The 20889-nt window shown below is 64.4% G+C and carries 10 protein-coding genes; 8 read left to right on the forward strand and 2 right to left on the reverse strand.

What is annotated here, in order from left to right:
• Window positions 1-82: 82 nt before the first annotated feature.
• Window positions 83-829 carry a histidine utilization transcriptional repressor HutC gene (hutC, locus tag BPNPMPFG_RS01405; RefSeq protein ID WP_258592904.1) on the reverse strand — a complete coding sequence of 249 codons (747 nt, stop codon included), beginning with the start codon at window positions 827-829 and terminating at the stop codon, window positions 83-85.
• Window positions 826-2178, reverse strand: coding sequence for a formimidoylglutamate deiminase (locus tag BPNPMPFG_RS01410; RefSeq protein WP_258592905.1), 1353 nt, complete (start codon window positions 2176-2178; stop codon window positions 826-828). The genes hutC and BPNPMPFG_RS01410 overlap by 4 nt, the downstream gene beginning before the upstream one ends.
• Window positions 2179-2276: 98 nt before the next feature.
• Between BPNPMPFG_RS01410 and hutI the strand changes: the two genes are divergently transcribed.
• From hutI to BPNPMPFG_RS01450, 8 genes are all read left to right on the forward strand, one after another.
• Window positions 2277-3506: an imidazolonepropionase gene (gene hutI, locus BPNPMPFG_RS01415; RefSeq protein ID WP_258592906.1), complete on the forward strand. Its 1230-nt coding sequence runs from the start codon at window positions 2277-2279 to the stop codon at window positions 3504-3506.
• Complete coding sequence (hutH, locus tag BPNPMPFG_RS01420) at window positions 3503-5038, forward strand: histidine ammonia-lyase (RefSeq protein ID WP_258592907.1); 1536 nt, start codon at window positions 3503-3505, stop codon at window positions 5036-5038. The genes hutI and hutH overlap by 4 nt, the downstream gene beginning before the upstream one ends.
• Before the next feature lie 220 nt (window positions 5039-5258).
• Window positions 5259-6077 (forward strand): N-formylglutamate deformylase, encoded by an 819-nt coding sequence (gene hutG, locus BPNPMPFG_RS01425; RefSeq protein WP_258592908.1) that lies wholly within the window; start codon window positions 5259-5261, stop codon window positions 6075-6077.
• 27 nt (window positions 6078-6104) lie between these two features.
• Window positions 6105-7775, forward strand: coding sequence for a urocanate hydratase (hutU, locus tag BPNPMPFG_RS01430; protein ID WP_258592909.1), 1671 nt, complete (start codon window positions 6105-6107; stop codon window positions 7773-7775).
• Window positions 7776-7787: 12 nt separating this feature from the next.
• Window positions 7788-8375, forward strand: a complete 588-nt coding sequence (locus BPNPMPFG_RS01435) for a HutD/Ves family protein (RefSeq protein ID WP_258592910.1) — start codon at window positions 7788-7790, stop codon at window positions 8373-8375.
• A 267-nt stretch (window positions 8376-8642) separates the two neighbouring features.
• Complete coding sequence (locus BPNPMPFG_RS01440) at window positions 8643-17225, forward strand: glycoside hydrolase family 94 protein (RefSeq protein WP_258592911.1); 8583 nt, start codon at window positions 8643-8645, stop codon at window positions 17223-17225.
• Window positions 17226-17742: 517 nt separating this feature from the next.
• Window positions 17743-19524 (forward strand): glucan ABC transporter ATP-binding protein/ permease, encoded by a 1782-nt coding sequence (locus tag BPNPMPFG_RS01445; RefSeq protein WP_258592912.1) that lies wholly within the window; start codon window positions 17743-17745, stop codon window positions 19522-19524.
• Between the two features lie 190 nt (window positions 19525-19714).
• Entirely contained in the window at window positions 19715-20821 is a 1107-nt protein-coding gene (locus BPNPMPFG_RS01450) for an ISAs1 family transposase (protein WP_258590727.1), read from the forward strand.
• Window positions 20822-20889 lie beyond the last annotated feature (68 nt).

Below are 20889 nucleotides of genomic sequence, written 5' to 3' on the forward strand. Positions count from 1 at the left end.
CGCACCCCCACCCCGTCAAGCCATCATTGCTTCGCAATGCCGGCTCGCCGACCCTCCCCACAAGGGGCAGGGTTAAGAGAGCCTACCCCTGCGACGGCCTGAACCTTGCCACCAGCGTGTGGCTCTCCGCCGCATAGGTGAAGCGGACATGAGTGACGGGGTGCTCGGCGCTCCAGGTCCGCCGCCCGACCACCAGGCAAGGCGCTCCAGGCTCGATGTCGAGTGCCGCCGCGATCTGCGTGTCGGCGCCAACCGCACGAATACGGTGTTCGGCTTCGCTCCACGGCACGCGGCCGATCAGCCATGGCCCCGGTGCCGAGCTGAGAAATTCCTCGTCGGCCGCTTCGGGCACGGCGGTCAGGTTGATCAGCCGCTGCTCATGCGCGAACGGCCGCTTGCCGGCGAAATGCCGGCATTCCAGTGCCAGCACCGGTCCGGCCCCACCGAGCTCCAGCAAGGCGCGATCCTCTGCGCTGCTGCGCCTTTTGTGTCGCGCTACCCGCTCGTAGCGATAAGACAGGCCGAGCGCCTCGACCTCGATGCGGATATCGTGGATTTCCAGCACCGCCGCTTGTGACTGCGGCCGGCGCACAAAGCTGCCGGAGCGGCGGCGGCGCTCGATCAACCCCGCCTTGGCAAGCTGCGACAGCGCCTTGTTCACCGTCATGCGCGAGCAATTGTATTGAGCGCTTAGTTCGTGCTCGAACGGGATGCGATGGCCGGGCGCCCAGGCCCCGGACAGGATCTTTTCGCTGATGTCGGACAGGATGCGCTGGTGCAGCGAGATGGTCTCGGTACCTTCCGCATCCGATGTCTCGATCATGCTCATGCCGAAAGCGCCGTCATCACGCCGCGAAAACGCTCGGTGATGGCCTCGCGCCTGGCATGCCTGCCGCCTCTGACCTGCTTCTGGCCATGCACCCAGACGCAGTCGACCTTGCTGCCATTGGCGAAGATCCAGGCATCGAGGATCGCGTCGCCGGTCTTGCCGGCCAGCGAGGGATTGCTGGCGTCGAGCGAGACCAGATCGGCGGCTGCGCCGGCGGCGATTTGCGAGGCCCCGGCACCAAGGGCGACGCTGCCGCCGTCGAGCGCGGCATCGAACAGCGCGCGCCCGGTCGAACCGCCGGCGACCGCCAGCACATTGCGGGCGCGATGCGCGAGGCGCTGCGAATATTCGAGCTGGCGCAACTCGTCGGGCAGACCGATCAGCACGTTGGAATCGGAGCCGACGCCAAAGCGGCCGCCATGTTCCGCGAACAGCGGCGCTGCAAAAGTGCCGTCGCCGAGATTGGCCTCGGTGATCGGGCAGAGGCCGGCGATCGCGCCGCTCTTGGCCATGCCGACCGTTTCGGCATCGGTCATGTGCGTGGCGTGGATGAGACACCAGCGTTGGTCGACTTTTGCATGACCAAGCAGAAATTCGACCGGCCGTGCGCCGGACCAGGCCAGGCAATCCTCGACCTCTTTCACCTGCTCGGCGATGTGGATGTGGATCGGCCCATCCGGCGCCATGGTGGCGACTTGAGCCAGTTCCTCAGGGGTTGCGGCGCGCAAACTGTGCGGAGCGACGCCGACGACCGCCTGATTCAACGCGCGAACCGATTCGCGGCATTTCTCAACAAGCCTGGAGAACCTGCCCACATCGTTGACGAATCGCCGCTGGCCCTCGTTTGGCGCCGCGCCGCCGAAAGACGAGTGCGCATAAAACACCGGCAGCAGCGTCAGGCCGATGCCCGTTTCGCTGGCCGCCGCCGCGATGCGCTCGGCCATCTCGGCAAGGTTGGCATAGGGGTTTCCATCGCGGTCGTGGTGCAGATAGTGAAATTCGCCGACGCGTGAAAAGCCAGCCTCCAGCATCTCGACATAGAGCTGGGCTGCAACCGCCTCGACCTGATCCGGCGTCATCGACAGTGCGAAGCGGTACATCACCTCGCGCCAGCTCCAGAAACTGTCGGCGGAAGGGCCGCGAAGCTCGGCCAATCCGGCCATCCCGCGCTGGAAGGCATGGCTGTGCAGATTGGGCATGCCGGGCAGCAGAATCGCGTGGCGTTCGTCGCCGGCCAATGCGGCGCTTCCAGGTTCGACGGCCCTGATGCGCCCGTTGGTGAAAGTGATCCGCACATTGTTGTGCCAGCCATTGGGAAGGAGCGCCTGTTCCGCGAAGATATCAGTCACTTTTCTCTCCGGTTCTCTGTCTCTCATGCGATGATGGCACTTGCAGTGCGTTTCAATATGTATATACATAATCGCCACCGATTGAAACGGAAAAGATCATGGCTGCAGAGAGCAAAAGCCGGGCACTTCGTCTGTGGCGCAATGCGCGCCTGGCGACCATGGCCGAAAATTCTGCCGGACTTGGCGTCGTCGAACATGGCGCGGTCGCAGCGCGTGACGGCCGCATTGTTTATGCCGGCCCCGAATCGGGGATGCCCGCAACGCTTGCCCAAGGCGCCGAGACGATCGATTGCGAGGGACGCTGGATCACGCCCGGCCTGATCGATTGCCATACTCATCTTATTCATGCCGGCAATCGCGCCAACGAGTTCGAGATGCGGCTGGCCGGTGCCACCTATGAAGAAGTCGCCAGGGCCGGCGGCGGCATTGTCTCTTCGGTCAAATCCTTGCGTGCCGCCAGCGAAGACGATCTGGTCGCGCAATCGCTGCCGCGCCTCGATGCGCTGATCGCCGAGGGTGCCACCACCGTGGAAGTAAAGTCGGGCTACGGGCTCGACCTCGAAAACGAGAAAAAATCGCTGCGTGCCGCCCGCCAGCTGGGCGAACAGCGGCCGGTGACGATCCGCACCACTTTTCTCGGCGCCCACGCGCTGCCGCCGGAAGCCAAGGGTGACAAGGACGCCTTTATCGATCTGGTCGCAAAGGAAATTCTCCCGGCGGTTGCCGCCGAGGGGCTGGCCGATGCCGTCGACGGTTTTTGCGAAGGCATCGCCTTTTCGCCGGAGCAGATGGCGCGCGTCTTCGACGCGGCCAAGGCGGCGGGCCTGCCGGTCAAGCTCCATGCCGACCAGCTGTCCAACCTGCATGGCGCCGAACTCGCCGCCCGTTATGGTGCGCTGTCAGCCGATCATCTCGAATACACCGATGAGGCGGGCGCCATGGCGATGGCGAAGGCGGGGACCGTGGCGACGATCCTGCCCGGCGCCTACTATTTCATCCGCGAAACCAAGAAGCCGCCGATCGGCCTGTTTCGCCAGCACGGCGTCAAGATGGCTGTCGCCACCGACAACAATCCCGGCACCTCGCCGCTGACCTCGCTGCTTCTGACCATGAACATGGCGGCGACCTTGTTCGGCCTGACTGTCGATGAATGCCTGGCCGGCGTCACCCGCGAGGCCGCCCGCGCGCTTGGCCTGCTGGGGCAAACGGGCACGCTCGAAGCCGGCAAATCCGCCGACCTGGCGATCTGGGACATCGAGCGCCCCGCCGAACTCGTCTACCGCATGGGCTTCAACCCGCTGCATGCCCGCATCTGGAGAGGACAATGACCGAACTGACCCTGAAGCCCGGCAATGCGACACTGGCCGAGTGGCGCGCCATTTACCGTGGCGCCGTGCCCAAGCTTGACGATGCCTGCCGGCCAAAAATCAAGGCGAGCGCCGAGGCCGTCGCAAGGATCGTTGCCAAGGGCGAGCCGGTCTATGGCATCAACACCGGCTTCGGCAAACTGGCCAGCGTCCGCATCCCCGCCGGGGACCTCGAGACCTTGCAGCGCAACATCGTGCTGTCGCACGCCGCCGGCGTCGGCGAGCCGATGCCTGTCGCCGTTTGCCGGCTGATGATGGCGCTGAAGCTTGCCAGCCTGGCGCAGGGCGCCTCCGGCGTGCAGCCGCGGACCATCGAGTTGCTCGAAGCAATGCTGGCCAACGACGTCATCCCGGTGGTGCCGGCGCAAGGCTCGGTCGGCGCCTCAGGCGACCTCGCGCCGCTGTCGCACATGACGGCGGTGATGATCGGCGTCGGCGAATGTTTTACCCCGCACGGACGCGTGCCGGCCAAGGTCGCCTTTGTCTCGCATGGGTTGGAACCGGTGACGCTCGGCGCCAAGGAAGGCCTGGCACTGCTCAATGGCACGCAGTTTTCGACGGCCTATGCGTTGGCTGCTCTGTTCGAAGCCGAAGTGCTTTATCAGTCGGCGCTGGTCGCCGGCGCCTTGTCGACCGACGCGGCAAAGGGCTCGGACGCGCCCTTCGATCCGCGCATTCATGCCTTGAGAAAGCATCGCGGCCAGATCGAGACGGCGGACGCGCTGCGCAATCTGATGGCCGGCAGCGCCATCCGTGAATCGCACCGGGTTGGCGACGAGCGCGTGCAGGACCCCTATTGCTTGCGCTGCCAGCCGCAGGTCATGGGCGCGGCACTCACTGTGCTGCGCCAGGCGGCGGATACGCTCGGCACCGAGGCCAATGGCGTCACCGACAATCCGCTGATCTTCGCCGAGGATGACACGGCACTTTCGGGCGGCAATTTTCATGCCGAGCCGGTGGCCTTCGCCGCCGACATGATCGCGCTCGCCGTCTGCGAGATCGGTTCGCTGTCGGAGCGCCGCATTGCCATGCTGGTCGATCCCGCGCTGTCCGGCATGCCGGCCTTCCTGACGCCGAAGCCCGGCCTGAACTCCGGCTTCATGATCCCGCAGGTGACGGCGGCGGCTCTTGTCTCGGAAAACAAGCAGAAAGCCTATCCTGCCAGCGTCGATTCCATCCCGACCTCGGCCAACCAGGAAGACCATGTTTCGATGGCGGCGCATGGCGCGCGCCGGCTGATCGGCATGGTCGAGAACGCGACGGCCGTTATCGGCATCGAATTGCTGGCAGCCGCGCAAGGCTGCGATTTCCATGCGCCGCTGGCATCGAGCGGTGCCCTGGAGGCGGTGCGCAAGCTGGTCCGCGCCGAGGTGCCGCATCTCGACAATGACCGGCATTTCCACCCAGACATCGAAAAGGCGATCGCCATGGTGCGCGGCGGGGCGGCTGTGAAGGCTGCCGGCGCGGTGGCGCTGCCCGGGATAACTTCATGAGGCAAATGTCTTTAGCAGTCGGTGTTCCTTCGCGCCCCCCTCTGTCCTGCCGGACATCTCCCCCACAGGTGGGGAGATTGGCAGCTTCGGCGCTTAGACTAGTCCTGCAACGTTGGAGATTGGCGAAAGCCTCAATGACGTCCAATCTCCCCACTTGTGGGGGAGATGTCCGGCAGGACAGAGGGGGGCGACGTAGAACTCCAAAGTGTGGAGGTCTCTCATGACGTCAGCTTCCTGGCTCACCGTCACGCCCGGCACGGCCCCGTTGCTGGTGTCCATTCCGCACACGGGTATCGATCTCGCCGGCCTCGAAAACCGGCTGGTGTCGCCCTGGCTCGGTCGCCGCGATTGCGACTGGTGGATCGACAAGCTCTATGATTTCGCCGGCGGTCTGGGTGCGACGGTCGTGCATACGTCGATCTCGCGCACCGTCATCGACGTCAACCGTGATCCGTCCGGCGCATCGCTCTATCCCGGCCAGGCAACCACTGGTCTGTGCCCGACCGAAACTTTCGATGGCGATCCGCTCTATCGCGAAGGCGAAGAACCGGGACCGTCGGAGATCGACAAACGCCGCGAGACGTACTTCGTGCCCTACCATGCTGCCTTGCAGGCCGAGATCGATCGGTTGCGTGGCCTGCACGAACAGATCGTCATCTATGATTGCCACTCGATCCGATCCGTGCTGCCGCGCCTGTTCGAAGGCACGCTGCCGGTGTTCAATCTCGGCACCAATGACGGCAAGAGCGCCGATCCGACCTTGCAGGCGATGGTCGGCCAGATCCTGGCAGAGACCGGCGAGACCTTTGTCCTCAACGGCCGCTTCAAGGGCGGCTGGATCACACGCCATTTCGGCCAGCCTCAAGATGGCGTCCATGCGCTGCAGATGGAGCTGTCCAATCGCGGCTACATGCCTGAGCCGGAGGGCAGGGGCACACCAGACAATTGGCCGGTTCCCTACGATGCCGAGTTCGCGGCACCGATCCGCGCCACGCTGAAGAAAATCCTCGAGACCGCGACGTCCTGGGCACGCGGCTGAAATTCGATCCTTTTATGGAGTGACGCCATGAACAATCCTCGCCACAACATCCGTGAAGTCCGCAGCCCGCGTGGCACGGAAATCAGCGCCCGCTCCTGGCTGACGGAAGCGCCGTTGCGCATGCTGATGAACAATCTCGATCCCGACGTCGCTGAAAACCCCAACGAACTAGTCGTTTATGGCGGCATCGGCCGGGCGGCGCGGACCTGGAACGACTTTGACCGCATCGTCGCCTCCTTGCGGACGCTGGCCGATGACGAGACCTTGCTGGTGCAGTCCGGCAAGCCCGTCGGCGTCTTCCGCACCCATCCGGATGCGCCGCGCGTGCTGATCGCCAATTCCAACCTGGTGCCGCACTGGGCGACATGGGAAAAGTTCAACGAGCTCGATAAGAAGGGCCTGATGATGTACGGCCAGATGACGGCCGGCTCGTGGATCTACATCGGCACGCAAGGTATCGTGCAGGGAACCTACGAGACTTTCGTCGAGGCCGGCCGCCAGCACTATGGCGGCAATCTCCGGGGCAAGTGGATTCTGACCGGCGGTCTCGGCGGCATGGGCGGCGCTCAGCCGCTCGCCGCTGTCATGGCCGGCGCATGCTGCCTGGCCATCGAATGCGATCCCGACCGCATCGATTTCAGGCTGCGCACCCGCTATGTCGACGAGCGCGCCGACACGCTGGACGAGGCGCTGGAGAAGATCGAGCGCTGGACCAAGGAGGGCGAAGCAAAATCGGTCGGCTTGGTCGGCAACACCGCCGACATCGTGCCGGAACTGGTGCGGCGCGGCGTCCGACCCGACATGGTCACCGACCAGACCTCGGCGCATGATCCGCTGAACGGCTACCTGCCCAAGGGCTGGACCCTGGCTGAGTGGCGCGAGAAGCGGACATCCGACCCGAAAGCGGTCGAGAAAGCCGCCCGCGCCTCGATGCGCGAACATGTCGAGGCGATGGTGGCGTTCTGGAACGCCGGCGTGCCGACGCTCGACTACGGCAACAACATCCGTCAGGTGGCCAAGGAGGAGGGGTTCGAGAACGCCTTTGCCTTCCCCGGCTTCGTGCCGGCCTATATCCGTCCACTGTTTTGCCGCGGCATCGGCCCGTTCCGCTGGGCAGCCCTGTCCGGCGACCCGGAGGATATCTACAAGACCGATGCCAAGGTGCGCGAACTGACGCCCGGCAACACCCATCTGCACAACTGGCTCGACATGGCGCGCGAGCGTATCGCCTTCCAAGGCCTGCCGGCGCGCATCTGCTGGGTCGGCCTTGGCGACCGGCACAGGCTCGGCCTCGCCTTCAACGAGATGGTCGCCAAGGGCGAGTTGAAGGCGCCCGTCGTCATCGGCCGCGATCACCTCGATTCCGGCTCGGTCGCCTCACCGAACCGCGAGACGGAATCGATGAAGGACGGCTCGGACGCGGTGTCCGACTGGCCGCTGCTCAACGCGCTGCTCAACACGGCGTCGGGCGCCACCTGGGTGTCGTTGCACCATGGCGGCGGTGTCGGCATGGGCTTCTCGCAGCACGCCGGCATGGTCATCGTCGCCGATGGTACGCGCGAAGCGGCCAGGCGCCTGGAACGGGTGTTGTGGAACGACCCGGCGACCGGTGTCATGCGCCACGCCGATGCCGGCTACGACATCGCCATCGAGTGCGCCAAGGAGCACCAGCTCAATTTGCCCGGCATTCTCGGCTGATTGGCTGAACCGATGCGCATCCTGCGGGCAGCCGAATACCGGTCGATGCCGTGGAAGAACGGCGGCGGGGTGACGACGGAAATCGCCGTCTCGCCACATAATGCCGGGCTCGACGATTTCGACTGGCGCATCTCGATGGCGCGCGTCGAAGGCAGCGGTCCGTTCTCGCAATTTGCCGGGATCGATCGCACGCTTGCCGTGCTCGAAGGCGAGGGCATCGTCCTCGATATCGCTGGCCGCCCGCCGATATCAGTCACCAAGGCAACCGCCCCGCTTTCCTTCCCGGCCGACGTGCCGACAGCGGCCGCGCTGATTGGCGGGCCGATCACCGATCTCAACGTCATGACCCGCCGCGGCCGGACGACGCATTCGGTCGAACGCCTCGTCGTTTCGACCCCTGTGGACATCAGGCCGGAGGCCGGGACGACTCTCATCCTGTGCCTGGATGGGGAAGTCCTTGTGTCCGGCGCCGAGCCAGTTCGCCTCGGACCGCTCGACACGCTTCTGCTCGGCGCGGACACTGCCAGTCTGCCCATTCAGTCTGTCCGCGAAACGACGCTGTTCGTGATCCGGATCGGCGGCATCTCCGGCAACGATTAACGCTTGTTTCCAAACATGATCGCGACGCCGGCGAAATATAGCGTAAGCTGCTGGCGGCATCACGAAAAAGCCCGAATTCTCTCCGTCGATCAAGCGTGACGGGAAGAGGGGCGCTCGTCATTGATTTTTTGCTGAGAGATGACGCCCTGTCGTGGTGCGGAAACAAACTTTCGGCAAGTGAGATTATGCAACCAATTGCATTTGAATCGGTTTTAAGGCCATTGCCGTGGCGGTGACGCCGCCTAGTGTCCGCATACGGAATTTTCAATGAATATTCAGACGAACCCTGCCCAAATCGAGAAGACAAGCGCTAGCTTCCCGGCCATCACGGAAGAGCCGATCCGATCCAATTTCCTGCCCGAAGAGCGTCTTCGCCTGCTTGGCGAAAGCCTGGCAAAAGGCGACCTCACCGATCTGTTCGGCCTGACGCCCTTCGACTTTCAGGCCCGTATCCGCGACAGCGCCAAGAAGATTCTGGAAGTCTACCGCTCGACCAATGCCGCGCAGGCGCGGGGCGAGACGATCACGCCGGCGGCGCAGTGGCTGCTCGACAACAACTATCTGGTCGAAGAAACCATCTTCCAGGTCAAGCGCGATCTGCCGCGCCGCTTCTATCGCCAGCTGCCCAACCTGAAACTGCCCGATGGCGGCAGCGTGCCGCGCGCGCTGGCGCTGGCCTGGACCTATGTGGCGCATTCCGACAGTTCCGTCTCGGCGACGATGTTCAAGTCCATCGTCCAGGGCTTTCAGTCGGTCGAGCCGCTGAAGATCGGCGAACTCTGGGCGCTGCCGTCGCTTCTGCGCTTCGTCCTGATCGAAAATCTCCGCCGGCTGGCGGTCAGGGTCAACCGCACCCGGCAGATGCGCCAGATCGCCAACGATGTCGCCGACAAGGTTCTGGCGACCGACGGCAGTGCCGACCGGCAGTCGATCCTGTCCAAGTTCAGCGCCCATGCGCAGGACACAACCTTCGCCACCCAGCTGCTCTACCGCTTGCGCGATGGATCGCAGAATGCCGGCAAGGCCCTGGAATGGCTGGAAGGCGAGCTTGAAAAGACCGGCTCCGACGCCGAGGAAATCATCATTTCCGAACATCACACGCTGTCCAGCGGCAATGTGACGACCGGAAACATCATCCGCGGCCTGCGCCTCATCAACGACGTCGACTGGACGGTGTGGTTCGAGGGTGTCAGCCGCATCGACACCGTGCTGCGCGAGCGCACCGATTTCGCCGCGCTCGACTTCTTCTCGCGTGACCAGTACCGGACCGCGATCGAGGAGCTGGCGCGCCGCTCCGACCTTTCGGAATATCGCGTCGCCGAAAAGGCCATCGAACTGGCCGGCCACGCCGCCGGCGAAGGCGAAGCCGCTCCTGCTGCATCGGCCCACACCGATGTCGGTTTCTTTCTCGTCGGCCCACGCCGGCTGGAACTGGAGAAGGCGATCGGCTACCGGCCAACGATCAGCCAGACGATCAAGCGTGCCTTCCGCAAGACCGGATGGCTTGGCATCGTCGTACCGGTGTTTGCGCTGACGGCCCTGCTTCTCGTCCTCTCCGGCAACGCGCTCGCCAATCTCGGCCTGTCGGTGCCGTCGATCGTCTTGATGCTGGCGCTGTTTGCCGTGCCGGCGAGCGAAGGCGCGCTCGCCTTTTTCAACACCGTCGTGTCGCTGTTCCTGAAACCGACGCGCCTCGTCGGCTACGATTACAGGCACGGCGTGCCGCCTGAGGCGCGCACGCTGGTGGTGGTGCCGTCGCTGATCGGCTCACGCGACGACGTCGAGGAAAACATCCGCAATATCGAGGTGCATCACCTCGCCAACACGGCGGATGAAATCCATTTCGCGTTGCTGTCGGACTGGCCCGACAGCAAGGCCGAGATCGATGCGGCGGATACCGAAATCCTCGAATTCGCCCGCGCCGAGATCGCTCGCCTCAACGCCCGCTATCCCTCTGAAGGCGCACCGCGCTTCTACATCCTGCACCGGCGCCGGCTCTTCAATGCGGCGCAAGGGTCCTGGATGGGCTGGGAGCGCAAGCGCGGCAAGCTGCACGAGCTCGACCTTCTGCTGCGCGGCGACAGCGACACCACATTCCTGCCGCTCGACATGCCGCTGCCGGAAAACGTCGTCCATGTGATGACTCTCGATGCCGACACGCGCACCACGCGCGATGCTGTCGCGACCCTGGTCGGCAAGCTCTGCCATCCGCTCAACCGACCGCATTTCGATGCCGCCAGGCGCGTCGTCACGGCCGGCTACGCAATCCTGCAGCCGCGCATCACCGCGTCGCTGACCAGCGGCGATGACGCGTCGTTCTTCCAGCGCGTCTTCTCGGCCAATCGCGGCCTCGACCCCTATGTCTTTGCCGTGTCCGATCTCTATCAGGACGTTTTCGGCGACGGGTCCTTCACCGGCAAGGGCCTTTATCATGTCGACGCCTTCGAGGCGGCGCTGCAAGGCCGCATCGAGGAAAACACAATCCTCAGCCACGACCTGCTGGAAGGCGCGCTGGCGCGCGCGGCGCTGGTCACCGATATCGAACTGGTCGAGGACTATCCGACCCGCTATTCGGTCGACGCCTCGCGCCATCATCGCTGGGCACGTGGCGACTGGCAGCTTCTCGGCTTCATGCTCGATCCGCGCTCCGGCGTGCCGGCTCTGTCGCGCTGGAAGATGATCGACAATCTGCGCCGCTCGCTGACGCCGATCTTCTGGGTGATGGCGGCGATCGCCGGCTGGACGCTGCTGCCCTTCACGCAAGCCGCGCAATGGCAGGCCCTGCTGATCCTCAGCCTGTTCATGGCGCCGACATTCGACATCGTCAACGCCATCCTGCCCAAGAGCGGCGACCAGACGCCGCGCGGCCATTTCTCGGCCCTGGCGCGCGACGTTGCCTTCGGCACCGCCATGGTGGCGCTGAAGATCGTGCTGATGGCGCACAACGCCTGGATGATGGGCGATGCCATCGTCCGCACGCTCTACCGGCTGTTCGTCAGCCGCCAGAACCTCTTGGAATGGCGCACCGCCTCGCAGGCGCACAAAAGCGGCGACAACGATGTCGGCTCCTACTATGGCATGATGTATGGCGCCGTGATCATCGGCTTCGTCGGCCTTGCGATTCCGGTGCTGGCCGATTCCACCGGTGCGTTCGTCGCCTTCTTCTTCGCCCTGTTCTGGATCGCTTCGCCGGCCATCGCCGCCTGGATCAGCCGCTCGGCCGAAACCGAGGATCGGCTGCGCATCTCGGCCGCCGACATCCATGCGCTGCGCACGGTTGCGCGGCGCACATGGCACTATTTCGAAAGCTTCGTGACGGCCGAGCACCACAATCTGCCGCCGGACAATTTCCAGGAAAGCCCGGCGCCTGTGGTGGCGCCGCGCACCTCGCCGACCAATATCGGCGTCTACCTGCTGTCCGTCGTCTCTGCCCGCGATTTCGGCTGGATCAGCCTGTCCGACGCCATCACCCGCATCGACGCCACCATGACGACCATCGAGGGCATGCCGCGCGACCGCGGCCACCTCTTCAACTGGTATGACACGACGACGCTGAAGCCGCTTTATCCGCTTTATATTTCCGCCGTCGACAGCGGCAATCTTGCCGGCCATCTGGTGGCGGTGGCGGCGGCTTGCGCCGAGTGGGCGGAAGCGCCCTCCGTTCATCTCCAGGGCGATTTCGAAGGCATTCTCGACACGGTCACCATCCTCAGCGAGAGCCTCGACGAACTGCCCGACGACCGCCGCCAGCTGCGGCCGTTGCGCCAGCGCCTCGCCGACCGTCTCGACGGCATGCGGCGTGCGGTCGACACCATCAAGGCGCAGCCGGAAATGGCGTCGATCCGCACTATCAACCTCGCCGTCCTGGCGGGCGAGATCCGCAAGCTTGCCGCTGCGATCCATACCGAGGCGGCATCGCCCCAGAGCGACATCATCGTCGACTGGGCGGCCAGGCTCGAGGCCACCTGCGAGGCGCATGTCCATGATGCGCACAGCGACGACAATGCCGTCGAGGCACTGCGCGCCAAGCTCCTGACCTTGCGCGAGCGCACGCGCCGCTTCGCCTTCGAGATGGATTTCTCCTTCCTGATGCGGCCCGAACGCAAGCTGCTGTCGATCGGCTACCGCGTCGAGGAACACCAGCTCGATGAAAGCTGCTACGACCTTCTCGCGTCCGAGGCGCGGCTGACCAGCCTGTTCGCCATTGCCAAGGGCGACCTGCCGACCGAACACTGGTTCCGGCTTGGCCGGCCGATCGTCGAGATCGGCTTCCAGGGCGCGCTGATGTCTTGGTCCGGCTCGATGTTCGAATACCTGATGCCGCCGCTGGTGATGAAGGAGCCGCAAGGCAGCATTCTCAACCAGACCAGCAAACTGATCATCAAGCGCCAGATCCAGTATGGCCGCCAGAAGAACGTGCCGTGGGGCATTTCGGAAGCGGCCTACAACGCCCGCGACCGCGAACTGACCTATCAATACACCAATTTCGGCGTGCCCGGTCTCGGCCTGAAGCGCGGCCTCGGCCAGAACACGGTGATCGCGCCTTACGCGACCGTGCTCGCGGCTCAGTTCAACCCGCGCGAGGCCGTGCAGAATCTCGCCCGGCTGCGGGAGATCGGCGCGCTTGGCCGCCACGGTTTTTACGACGCCGTCGACTTCACCCCGCAGCGCGTGCCCGAGGGCACCGATCATGTCGTCGTGCAGAACTACATGGCCCACCATTCGGGCATGTCGATCGCGGCGGTCGCCGACGCGATCTTCGAAGGCCGCATGCGCGACCGCTTCCACAGCGATCCGGTCATCGAATCGGCCGAGCTGCTGCTGCAGGAGAGGGCGCCGCGCGACATCCCGACCGCGACCGTCAGGACCGAGGCCGACGAACGCGCCAAGGACGAGACCGAAGTCGAGAGCCCCGACACCCGCATCGTGCTCGACCCCTTGCGGTCGCTGCGTTCGACGAGCGTGATGTCGAACGGCCGCTATTCGGTGATGGTTACCGCGACCGGTTCGGGCTACAGCCGCTGGGGCGATCTCTCCGTCACCCGCTGGCAGCCGGACCCGACCGAAGACCGGCTCGGCTCCTACATCTTCCTGCGCGATGCCGGCACCGGCGACTGGTGGTCGGCGACGGCGGAGCCGAAGCGGGCGGCCGAGGAAAAGGCGCAGACCTTGTTCTCGGACGACAAGGCGAGCTTCGTCAAAACGGTTGGCACGTTGCGCTCCGAGGTCGAATGCATCGTCGTTTCGGAAGGCAATGGCGAGGGCCGCCGGGTCACGCTCTACAATGACGGGCCGTCCGATCGTCACATCGAAGTGACCTCCTTTGCCGAATTGGTGCTCGGCCTGGAGGCGTCGGACAACGCACATCCGGCCTTCTCGAAGATGTTCGTGGAAACCGAAATAGCCTCGAACAACGCGGCGATCTTCGCCACGCGGCGCAAGCGCGAAACCAGCGAGCCCGATATCGCCATGGTGCATTTCGTCACCGATCCGTCCGGATCGGCGCGTGATGCCGAAGCCGAGACCGATCGGCGCGCCTTCATCGGCCGTGGCCGCACCATTGTCGACGCGGCCGCCTTCGATCCGGGCGCCAGGCTTCGCGGCCATTCAGGCTTTACGCTCGATCCCATCGCCTCGCTGCGCCGCCAGGTGCGCGTGCCCGCCAACAAGAAAATATCGCTGACGTTCTGGACCGTCGTCGGCGCCAATCGCGCCGAACTGGAGGCAGCCGTCGCCCGGCTTGACCATCAGGAGAGTTTTGCCCGCCAGGCCATGCTCGCCTGGACGCGCAGCCAGGTGCAGACCCGCCACATGGGCCTCAGCCTGACCGATGCCGCCAATGTGCAGAAGCTGGCGCGCTACCTGATCTATCCGGATCCGTTCCTGCGTCTTCCCGCCGAATCCATCGCCTCGGGGCTGGGCAAGCAGTCGAGCCTGTGGCCGACCAGCATTTCCGGCGATTTTCCGATCTTCCTGGTCAGGATCGGCGACGTCGCCGATCTCGAAATCGTCGCCCAGGCGTTGCGTTTCCAGGAATACATGCGCACCCGCGGCATGATGATCGACTTCGTCGTCGTCAACGAGCAGGCGTCCTCCTACGTCCAGGACCTGCAGCGGGCGGTCGAGACGTTGTGCGAAAACAGCCGCTTGCGCGGCAAGGAACTCGGGCCGCGCCAGCACATTTTCGCGGTGCGCCGCGACCTGATGGACGAGACCACCTACAAGACGCTGCTCGCCGTCGCCCGCGTCGTGCTGCACACGCGCAACGGAACCATCTTCGACCAGATCGAGCGCGCCGAGGCAGCGGCCTTGCAGGCGCGCGACGCCCTGCAGCCGGCAGGGTTGCTGGTTCCGCGCGAACTGCCGTCGCCTGTACCCATGGCGCATGCTTTTGCCTCGCAGGCCGTGGTGGATGTCAGCGCCGATGGCAACGGCCTCAGCCAGTGGAACGGCTTTGGCGGTTTCGACGGCGACGGGCGGCACTATGTCGTGCGCCTGGCCGGCCGGCGTACGACGCCGCAGCCGTGGATCAACGTCGTCTCCAACGCTTCGTTCGGCTTCCACACCTCCGCCGAGGGGGCTGCCTTCACCTGGAGCCGCAACAGCCGCGACTACCAGCTGACGCCATGGTCGAACGACCCGGTCTCGAACCGGCCGGGCGAGGGCCTCTACATCTACGATCAGGCCAGCGGCAAGGCGTTCTCGCCGCTCGCCGCCGTGGTGCGCGATCCCTCGATGACCTACGAGGCCTGGCACGGCCAGGGTTTCTCGACCTTCCGCGCAAAGCGCGGGCCGTTGTCGATGGACCTTACCCATGTCGTCGACCCGGTCGACCCGGTCAAGATTTCGCGGCTGCGCATCCAGAATTCCGGCTCGGTGCCGGCGCGGCTGCGTGTCTATGCCTATGCCGAATGGGTGCTCGGCGGCCATCGGTCGCGCACGGCGGCAACCGTCGTTCCGTCACGGGACGCTGCCAGCGGTGCGTTGCTGGCGCAAAATCCCTACGGGCTCGACTTCAGCGAGCGGGTGGCCTTCCTCGCCGCCGACGGCGGCGTGCACTCGGTGACATCAGACCGCTCGGAGTTCCTCGGCCGGCACGGCTCCAGCGAACTTCCGCAGGCGGTGCTGAGCGGTGCTGCCCTGTCGGGCCGTGTCGAGGCCGGCGACGATCCTTGCGCGGCGATCGCCCGCGACATCGAGATTCCGGCCGGTGGCGACGTCACATTGCTCTGGCTGCTTGGCGACGCCGAGTCCGTCGAGGAGGCCAGCGCCCTGGTGCAGGAGCATCGGGTCAAGGATTTCGACCAGCGGCTGGCCGACAACGAACGCGAGTGGCGCGGCTTCCTCGACACCATCCAGGTCGAGACGCCGGACAAGGCGCTCGACGCCATGGTCAACCACTGGCTGCCCTATCAGAGCCTGGCCTGCCGCATCCGCGCCCGCTCCGCCTTCTATCAGGCCAGCGGTGCCTTCGGCTTCCGCGACCAGCTGCAGGACACACTGGCACTGCTGGCGCATGATCCGCAGCTGGCGCGCGACCAGATCCTCAATGCGGCGCGGCGGCAGTTCCCCGAAGGCGACGTGCAGCACTGGTGGCTGCCGCGCACCGGGGCAGGCGTGCGCACCACGATCTCCGACGACGTGGTCTGGCTGGCCCACGCCACGGCGCGCTACCTGCTGGTCACCGGTGACGCCACCATCCTGAAGGAGCAATTGCCTTTCATAGATGGACAGGCGCTGGGCGAGGGCGAGCACGATGCCTTCTTCACCCCGGAAATTTCGAAGAAGACGGCGTCGCTCTACGACCATTGCGCGCGGGCGCTCGATCTTGCCATCAAGCGCAGCAGTCCCGCCGGGCTGCCGCTGATCCTCGGCGGCGACTGGAACGACGGCATGAACCGCGTCGGCGAGCACGGCAAGGGCGAGAGCGTCTGGCTCGGCTGGTTCCTGCTGAAGACGCTGGGCGACTTCGCCGCCGTTGCCAAGACCGAAGGCGATGCCAAGCGCGGGCAAGCCTGGGCAAAGCATGCCGATGCGCTGAAGCGGGCGCTTGAAAGCACGGCATGGGACGGCGAATGGTACCGGCGCGGCAGCTTCGACGACGGCACGCCGCTGGGTTCACGCACGTCCGAAGAGTGCAAGATCGACTCCATCGCCCAGTCCTGGAGCGTGCTTTCGGGAGAGGGCGATCCGGCACGGTCGACGACGGCGATGGAGCAGGCAACCAAACTGCTCGTCGACGACAAGCTCAAGATCGTCAAACTGTTCACGCCGCCCTTCTCGAAGACGGACAAGGACCCGGGCTACATCAAGAGCTATCCGCCGGGCGTGCGCGAGAATGGCGGCCAGTACACCCATGCCGCCACATGGTTCGTCATCGCGCTGGCCGAGATGGGACGCAATGACGAGGCCTATCGCTGTTTCTCGATGCTGAACCCGGTCAACCATGCGACCGACGAGGCCTCGGCCGAGCACTATCGCGTCGAGCCCTATGTCGTCGCGGCCGATATCTATGCCGGGGACGACAATGCCGGCGACAATAGGGGCGGCCGTGGCGGCTGGACCTGGTACACCGGCTCGGCCGGCTGGCTCTACAGGGCGGCGGTAGAAGGCATTCTCGGCATCGAACGGCGCGGCAAGCGTGTTCAGTTCAATCCAAAACTTCCTGGCCACTGGGACGGGTACTCGGCAACCCTCAAGATGCTGGGAGCCGAACTCAGGGTTCGCGTCATCCGCGACAATAAGGCCAAGGCGGTTTCGCTGGAGCTGAATGGGGCAAAGACCAAGGGTTCGACAGTCGAGCTCAAGGGTGGCGAGGTTGCCGAAGTCGTCATCAGGATACCGACCTGAGGCAGGTCGCCAACAGTATTCCCTCGGGCTCAAGCCCGGGGGCGGAGCAAGTTTCGGGCTCGCGATATAGGCTGGCGGGCGCCATGCTGCCCGGCATTGTCAGTGGCCAGACCAAAGTCTTGGCAGTAAAAAAACTCATAAAATCAATGGCTTGATGCGGGCCGTATGAATTGTCCCAAGCAGCGAGGCTTGGCGTCCCTTTGCCTTTGGAGAGCTGCGAGGCCGCTTTGTTTCGTTCTATACTGTGCAGAAGGCGATTTCGGCCTTGGTCATCCGCCCGACATCCTTGGTGATTAAAATTATGGCAGCACGTGCCAACTGCCATGATTTCGCCGCATGCCTGACATTTTACCTGTCTTCTCAAACCGTTAGGTGATCACGGCAGATTTCGGAACGTCGCCATCTTTTGTTCGCGAAATGGGAACTGAAGAGGTACACGGCCATTGTTTTGCAACGTATCAACCGGTACGAGTCAAATGATGCAGTGCACAATAAACAGCGTGGCGGAGTAACTGGGGTGACCCTTCTGCAAATCTACTGGAGAGCGCTCGGTTATCTGGCCGCGGACAGGAAACGCGTCGCGTTGATCTGTTCGGCCAATGTCGCTCTCGCCATCATCGCCATCCTCGAGCCGATCATGTTCGGCCGGGTGATCGACGCGATTTCCGAACGCGGTTCGGTGTTTACCACGCTTGCCCTGTGGGCAGGCCTGGGTGCCTTCAACATCGTTGCCTTCGTCCTGGTGGCGCGCGGCGCCGATCGCTTTGCCCACAAGCGGCGCAGCGAGGTGCTTTGCCAGTCTTTCGAGCGCGTGATCACCATGCCGCTTGCCTGGCATCATCAGCGCGGCACCTCCAATGCCTTGCACACGCTGTTGCGCGCGGTCGAGACGCTGTTCAGCCTGTGGCTCGAATTCATGCGTCAGCACCTGTCCACGGCCGTTGCGCTGTTCCTGCTGATCCCGACGGCAATCAGCATGGATCTGCGCATGTCGCTGGTGTTGCTGGCGCTCGGCGCTCTCTATGTCGGCATCGGCCGGCTGGTGATGAAGCGCACCAAGGCAGGCCAGGCCGCCGTCGAGCGGCACTACCACCAGGTGTTTGCGCATGTGACTGACTCGGTCAGCAATGTCGCCGTGCTGCAGAGCTACAACCGTCTTGGCCACGAGGCGGAGACGCTGCGCCGCTATGTCAAGAACCTGCTTGACGCGCAGAACCCGGTGCTCGACTGGTGGGCGATGGCCAATGCGCTGCATCGCCTGTCGTCGACGATCTCGATGATGGTCGTGCTTTTGATCGGCGCCTATCTGGTCACCCATGGCCAGCTGCGCATCGGCGACGTCATCGCCTTCACCGGCTTTGCCACGCTGCTGATCGCCAGGCTCGACCAGATGTCGGCGTTCGCCAACCAGATTTCCGAGGCCCGGGCCAAGCTCGAAGACTTCTATCACCTTGAGGACTCCGCGGCCGACGCCGCCGAGCCGGACGGCCTGCGCGATCTCATCAACGTCACCGGCCATGTCCGCTTCGAGAATGTCGGCTTCGAATTCGCCAATTCGGGTCAAGGCATCGACGACGTGTCGTTCGAGGTCCAGGCCGGTCAGACCGTCGCCATCGTCGGCCCGACGGGCGCCGGCAAGACCACGCTCATCAATCTGCTGCAGCGCGTCTTCTCGCCGTCGCATGGCCGTATCCTGATCGACGGCGTCGACACCCGCACCGTGACCCGCAAGTCGCTGCGCCATTCGATCGCCACCGTGTTCCAGGATGCAGGCCTGCTCAACCGCTCGATCGAGGACAACATCCGTGTCGGCCGCGCAGACGCTACCAATGACGAGATCCATGCCGCCGCCAACGCGGCTGCCGCGCAGGACTTCATCCTGTCCAAGAGCAATGGCTACGACACGCTGGTCGGCGAACGCGGCGGCCAATTGTCGGGTGGCGAACGCCAGCGTATCGCCATTGCCCGCGCCGTGCTGAAGGACGCGCCGATCCTGGTGCTCGACGAGGCGACCAGCGCTCTCGACGTCGAGACCGAGGATCGCGTCAAGGAAGCGATCGACGAGTTGCGGCGCGACCGCACCACCTTCATCATCGCCCACCGTCTGACCACAGTTCGCGACGCCGATCTGGTCGTGTTCATGGACAAGGGCAGGGTGATCGAGATGGGCGGCTTCGCCGAACTGTCGATCCGCAATGGCCGCTTTGCCAGCCTGCTGCGCGCCGGCGGCCTGCTCAACGACGAGGAGGTTCGCCGCCTCAGCCGCACCGTGCAGCAACAGCAGGAAGCCGCCGCTTGAACTTCGTTTTTACCTCCCCCTTGTGGGGAGGTCGGACCGAAGGTCCGGGCGGGGGGCTGGCGCTGACCCCCACCCCGCTGCTTCGCAGCGACCCTGCCCTCAAGGGCAGGGGAATCGCACATGAGTAGATCGGGTCACTTGCGTGGTGGAGAGAAATTGATTCTGACGGACCTCTTGAAGACAGGAGGTCATGATGGTGTTTGTGGATATATTCGACGAGGTTCCGGACCCTCGAGACTTCACGGCCCAGCACGAATTGCCAGAGATTTTGTTCGTGGCGCTGGCGGCGGTGCTTTGCGGAGCGACGCACTGCACGGAGATGGTGCTGTTTGCCAAGTCGCGGCTCGATCTGTTGCGGCAGTTCATCCCCCTCAAGCACGGCGTGCCCAGCCACGACACCTTCAGCCGGGTGCTGGCCGCACTCGATCCGGTGGCCTTCAACGCCGCCTTCATGCGCTTCATGGCCGCCTTCGGCACACAGGCGCACATCGATGTGCCGAAAGGCCAAGTCGCCGTCGACGGCAAGAGCCTCAGGCGCGCCTACGCCAAGGGCTGCGCCCACATGCCGCCGCTGGTGGTTACAGTCTTTGCCTGCGACACCTTCATGAGCCTGGCTCAGGTCGTGGCACACAAGGGTGGCGAGGTCGAGGCTGCGATCGAGGCGCTCAAGCTGTTGTCGCTCAAGGGGTTGACCGTCACCGGCGATGCCTTGCACTGCCATCGCCGCATGACCAAGACCATCCGCGAAGGTGGCGGCAACTATGTGCTGGCCATCAAGGGCAACCAGTCGAAACTGGCAGTACAGGCCAATGCTGCCCTCGACGCGGCAGCTGCGAGCAAAAGAACCAGGTTCCATCAGGTCGACGAGGATGCCCATGGCCGCCACGAGGTGCGCCGTGCTTTCGTCGTCCCCTTCGCCCAGACGCCGGGCCAGAACGCGCTCGTCGACCTTTGCGCCGTCGGCCGTGTCGAAAGCTGGCGCACCGTCGATGGCAAGACCACCCACAAGGTCCGCTGCTATGCGTTGTCGCGCACAATGCCGGCCAAAGAACTGATCGCCTCCGTTCGCCGCCACTGGAGCATAGAGAATGAGCTGCACTGGCAACTCGACGTCCTGCTCTGCGAAGATCGCATCAGGGGTCGCAAGAACAACGCGCCGGCAAACCACGCCATACTTCGGCGCCTTACTCTCAACATCCTTAGAGCCGACCCGGAAAACATCCCGCTCAGCCACAAACGACTCAAAGCACGGTGGGCCGATCAAGACCTCATCAGCCTTATCACTCATATGCGATAGCCCTGCCCACAAGGGGGAGGGTAATAGATCTGCGACACCACCGCTCGATTGCCCCAAACGCGCCGGCG

The organism is Mesorhizobium sp. AR07 (assembly GCF_024746815.1).
Lineage (GTDB): Bacteria > Pseudomonadota > Alphaproteobacteria > Rhizobiales > Rhizobiaceae > Mesorhizobium.

Coding starts and splice junctions, on each gene's coding strand:
- hutC (WP_258592904.1), bottom strand. CDS start 829: ATGAGCATGATCGAGACATCGGATGCGGAAGGTACCGAGACCATCTCG.
- hutI (WP_258592906.1), top strand. CDS start 2,277: ATGGCTGCAGAGAGCAAAAGCCGGGCACTTCGTCTGTGGCGCAATGCG.
- hutH (WP_258592907.1), top strand. CDS start 3,503: ATGACCGAACTGACCCTGAAGCCCGGCAATGCGACACTGGCCGAGTGG.
- hutG (WP_258592908.1), top strand. CDS start 5,259: ATGACGTCAGCTTCCTGGCTCACCGTCACGCCCGGCACGGCCCCGTTG.
- hutU (WP_258592909.1), top strand. CDS start 6,105: ATGAACAATCCTCGCCACAACATCCGTGAAGTCCGCAGCCCGCGTGGC.
- BPNPMPFG_RS01435 (WP_258592910.1), top strand. CDS start 7,788: ATGCGCATCCTGCGGGCAGCCGAATACCGGTCGATGCCGTGGAAGAAC.
- BPNPMPFG_RS01440 (WP_258592911.1), top strand. CDS start 8,643: ATGAATATTCAGACGAACCCTGCCCAAATCGAGAAGACAAGCGCTAGC.
- BPNPMPFG_RS01450 (WP_258590727.1), top strand. CDS start 19,715: ATGATGGTGTTTGTGGATATATTCGACGAGGTTCCGGACCCTCGAGAC.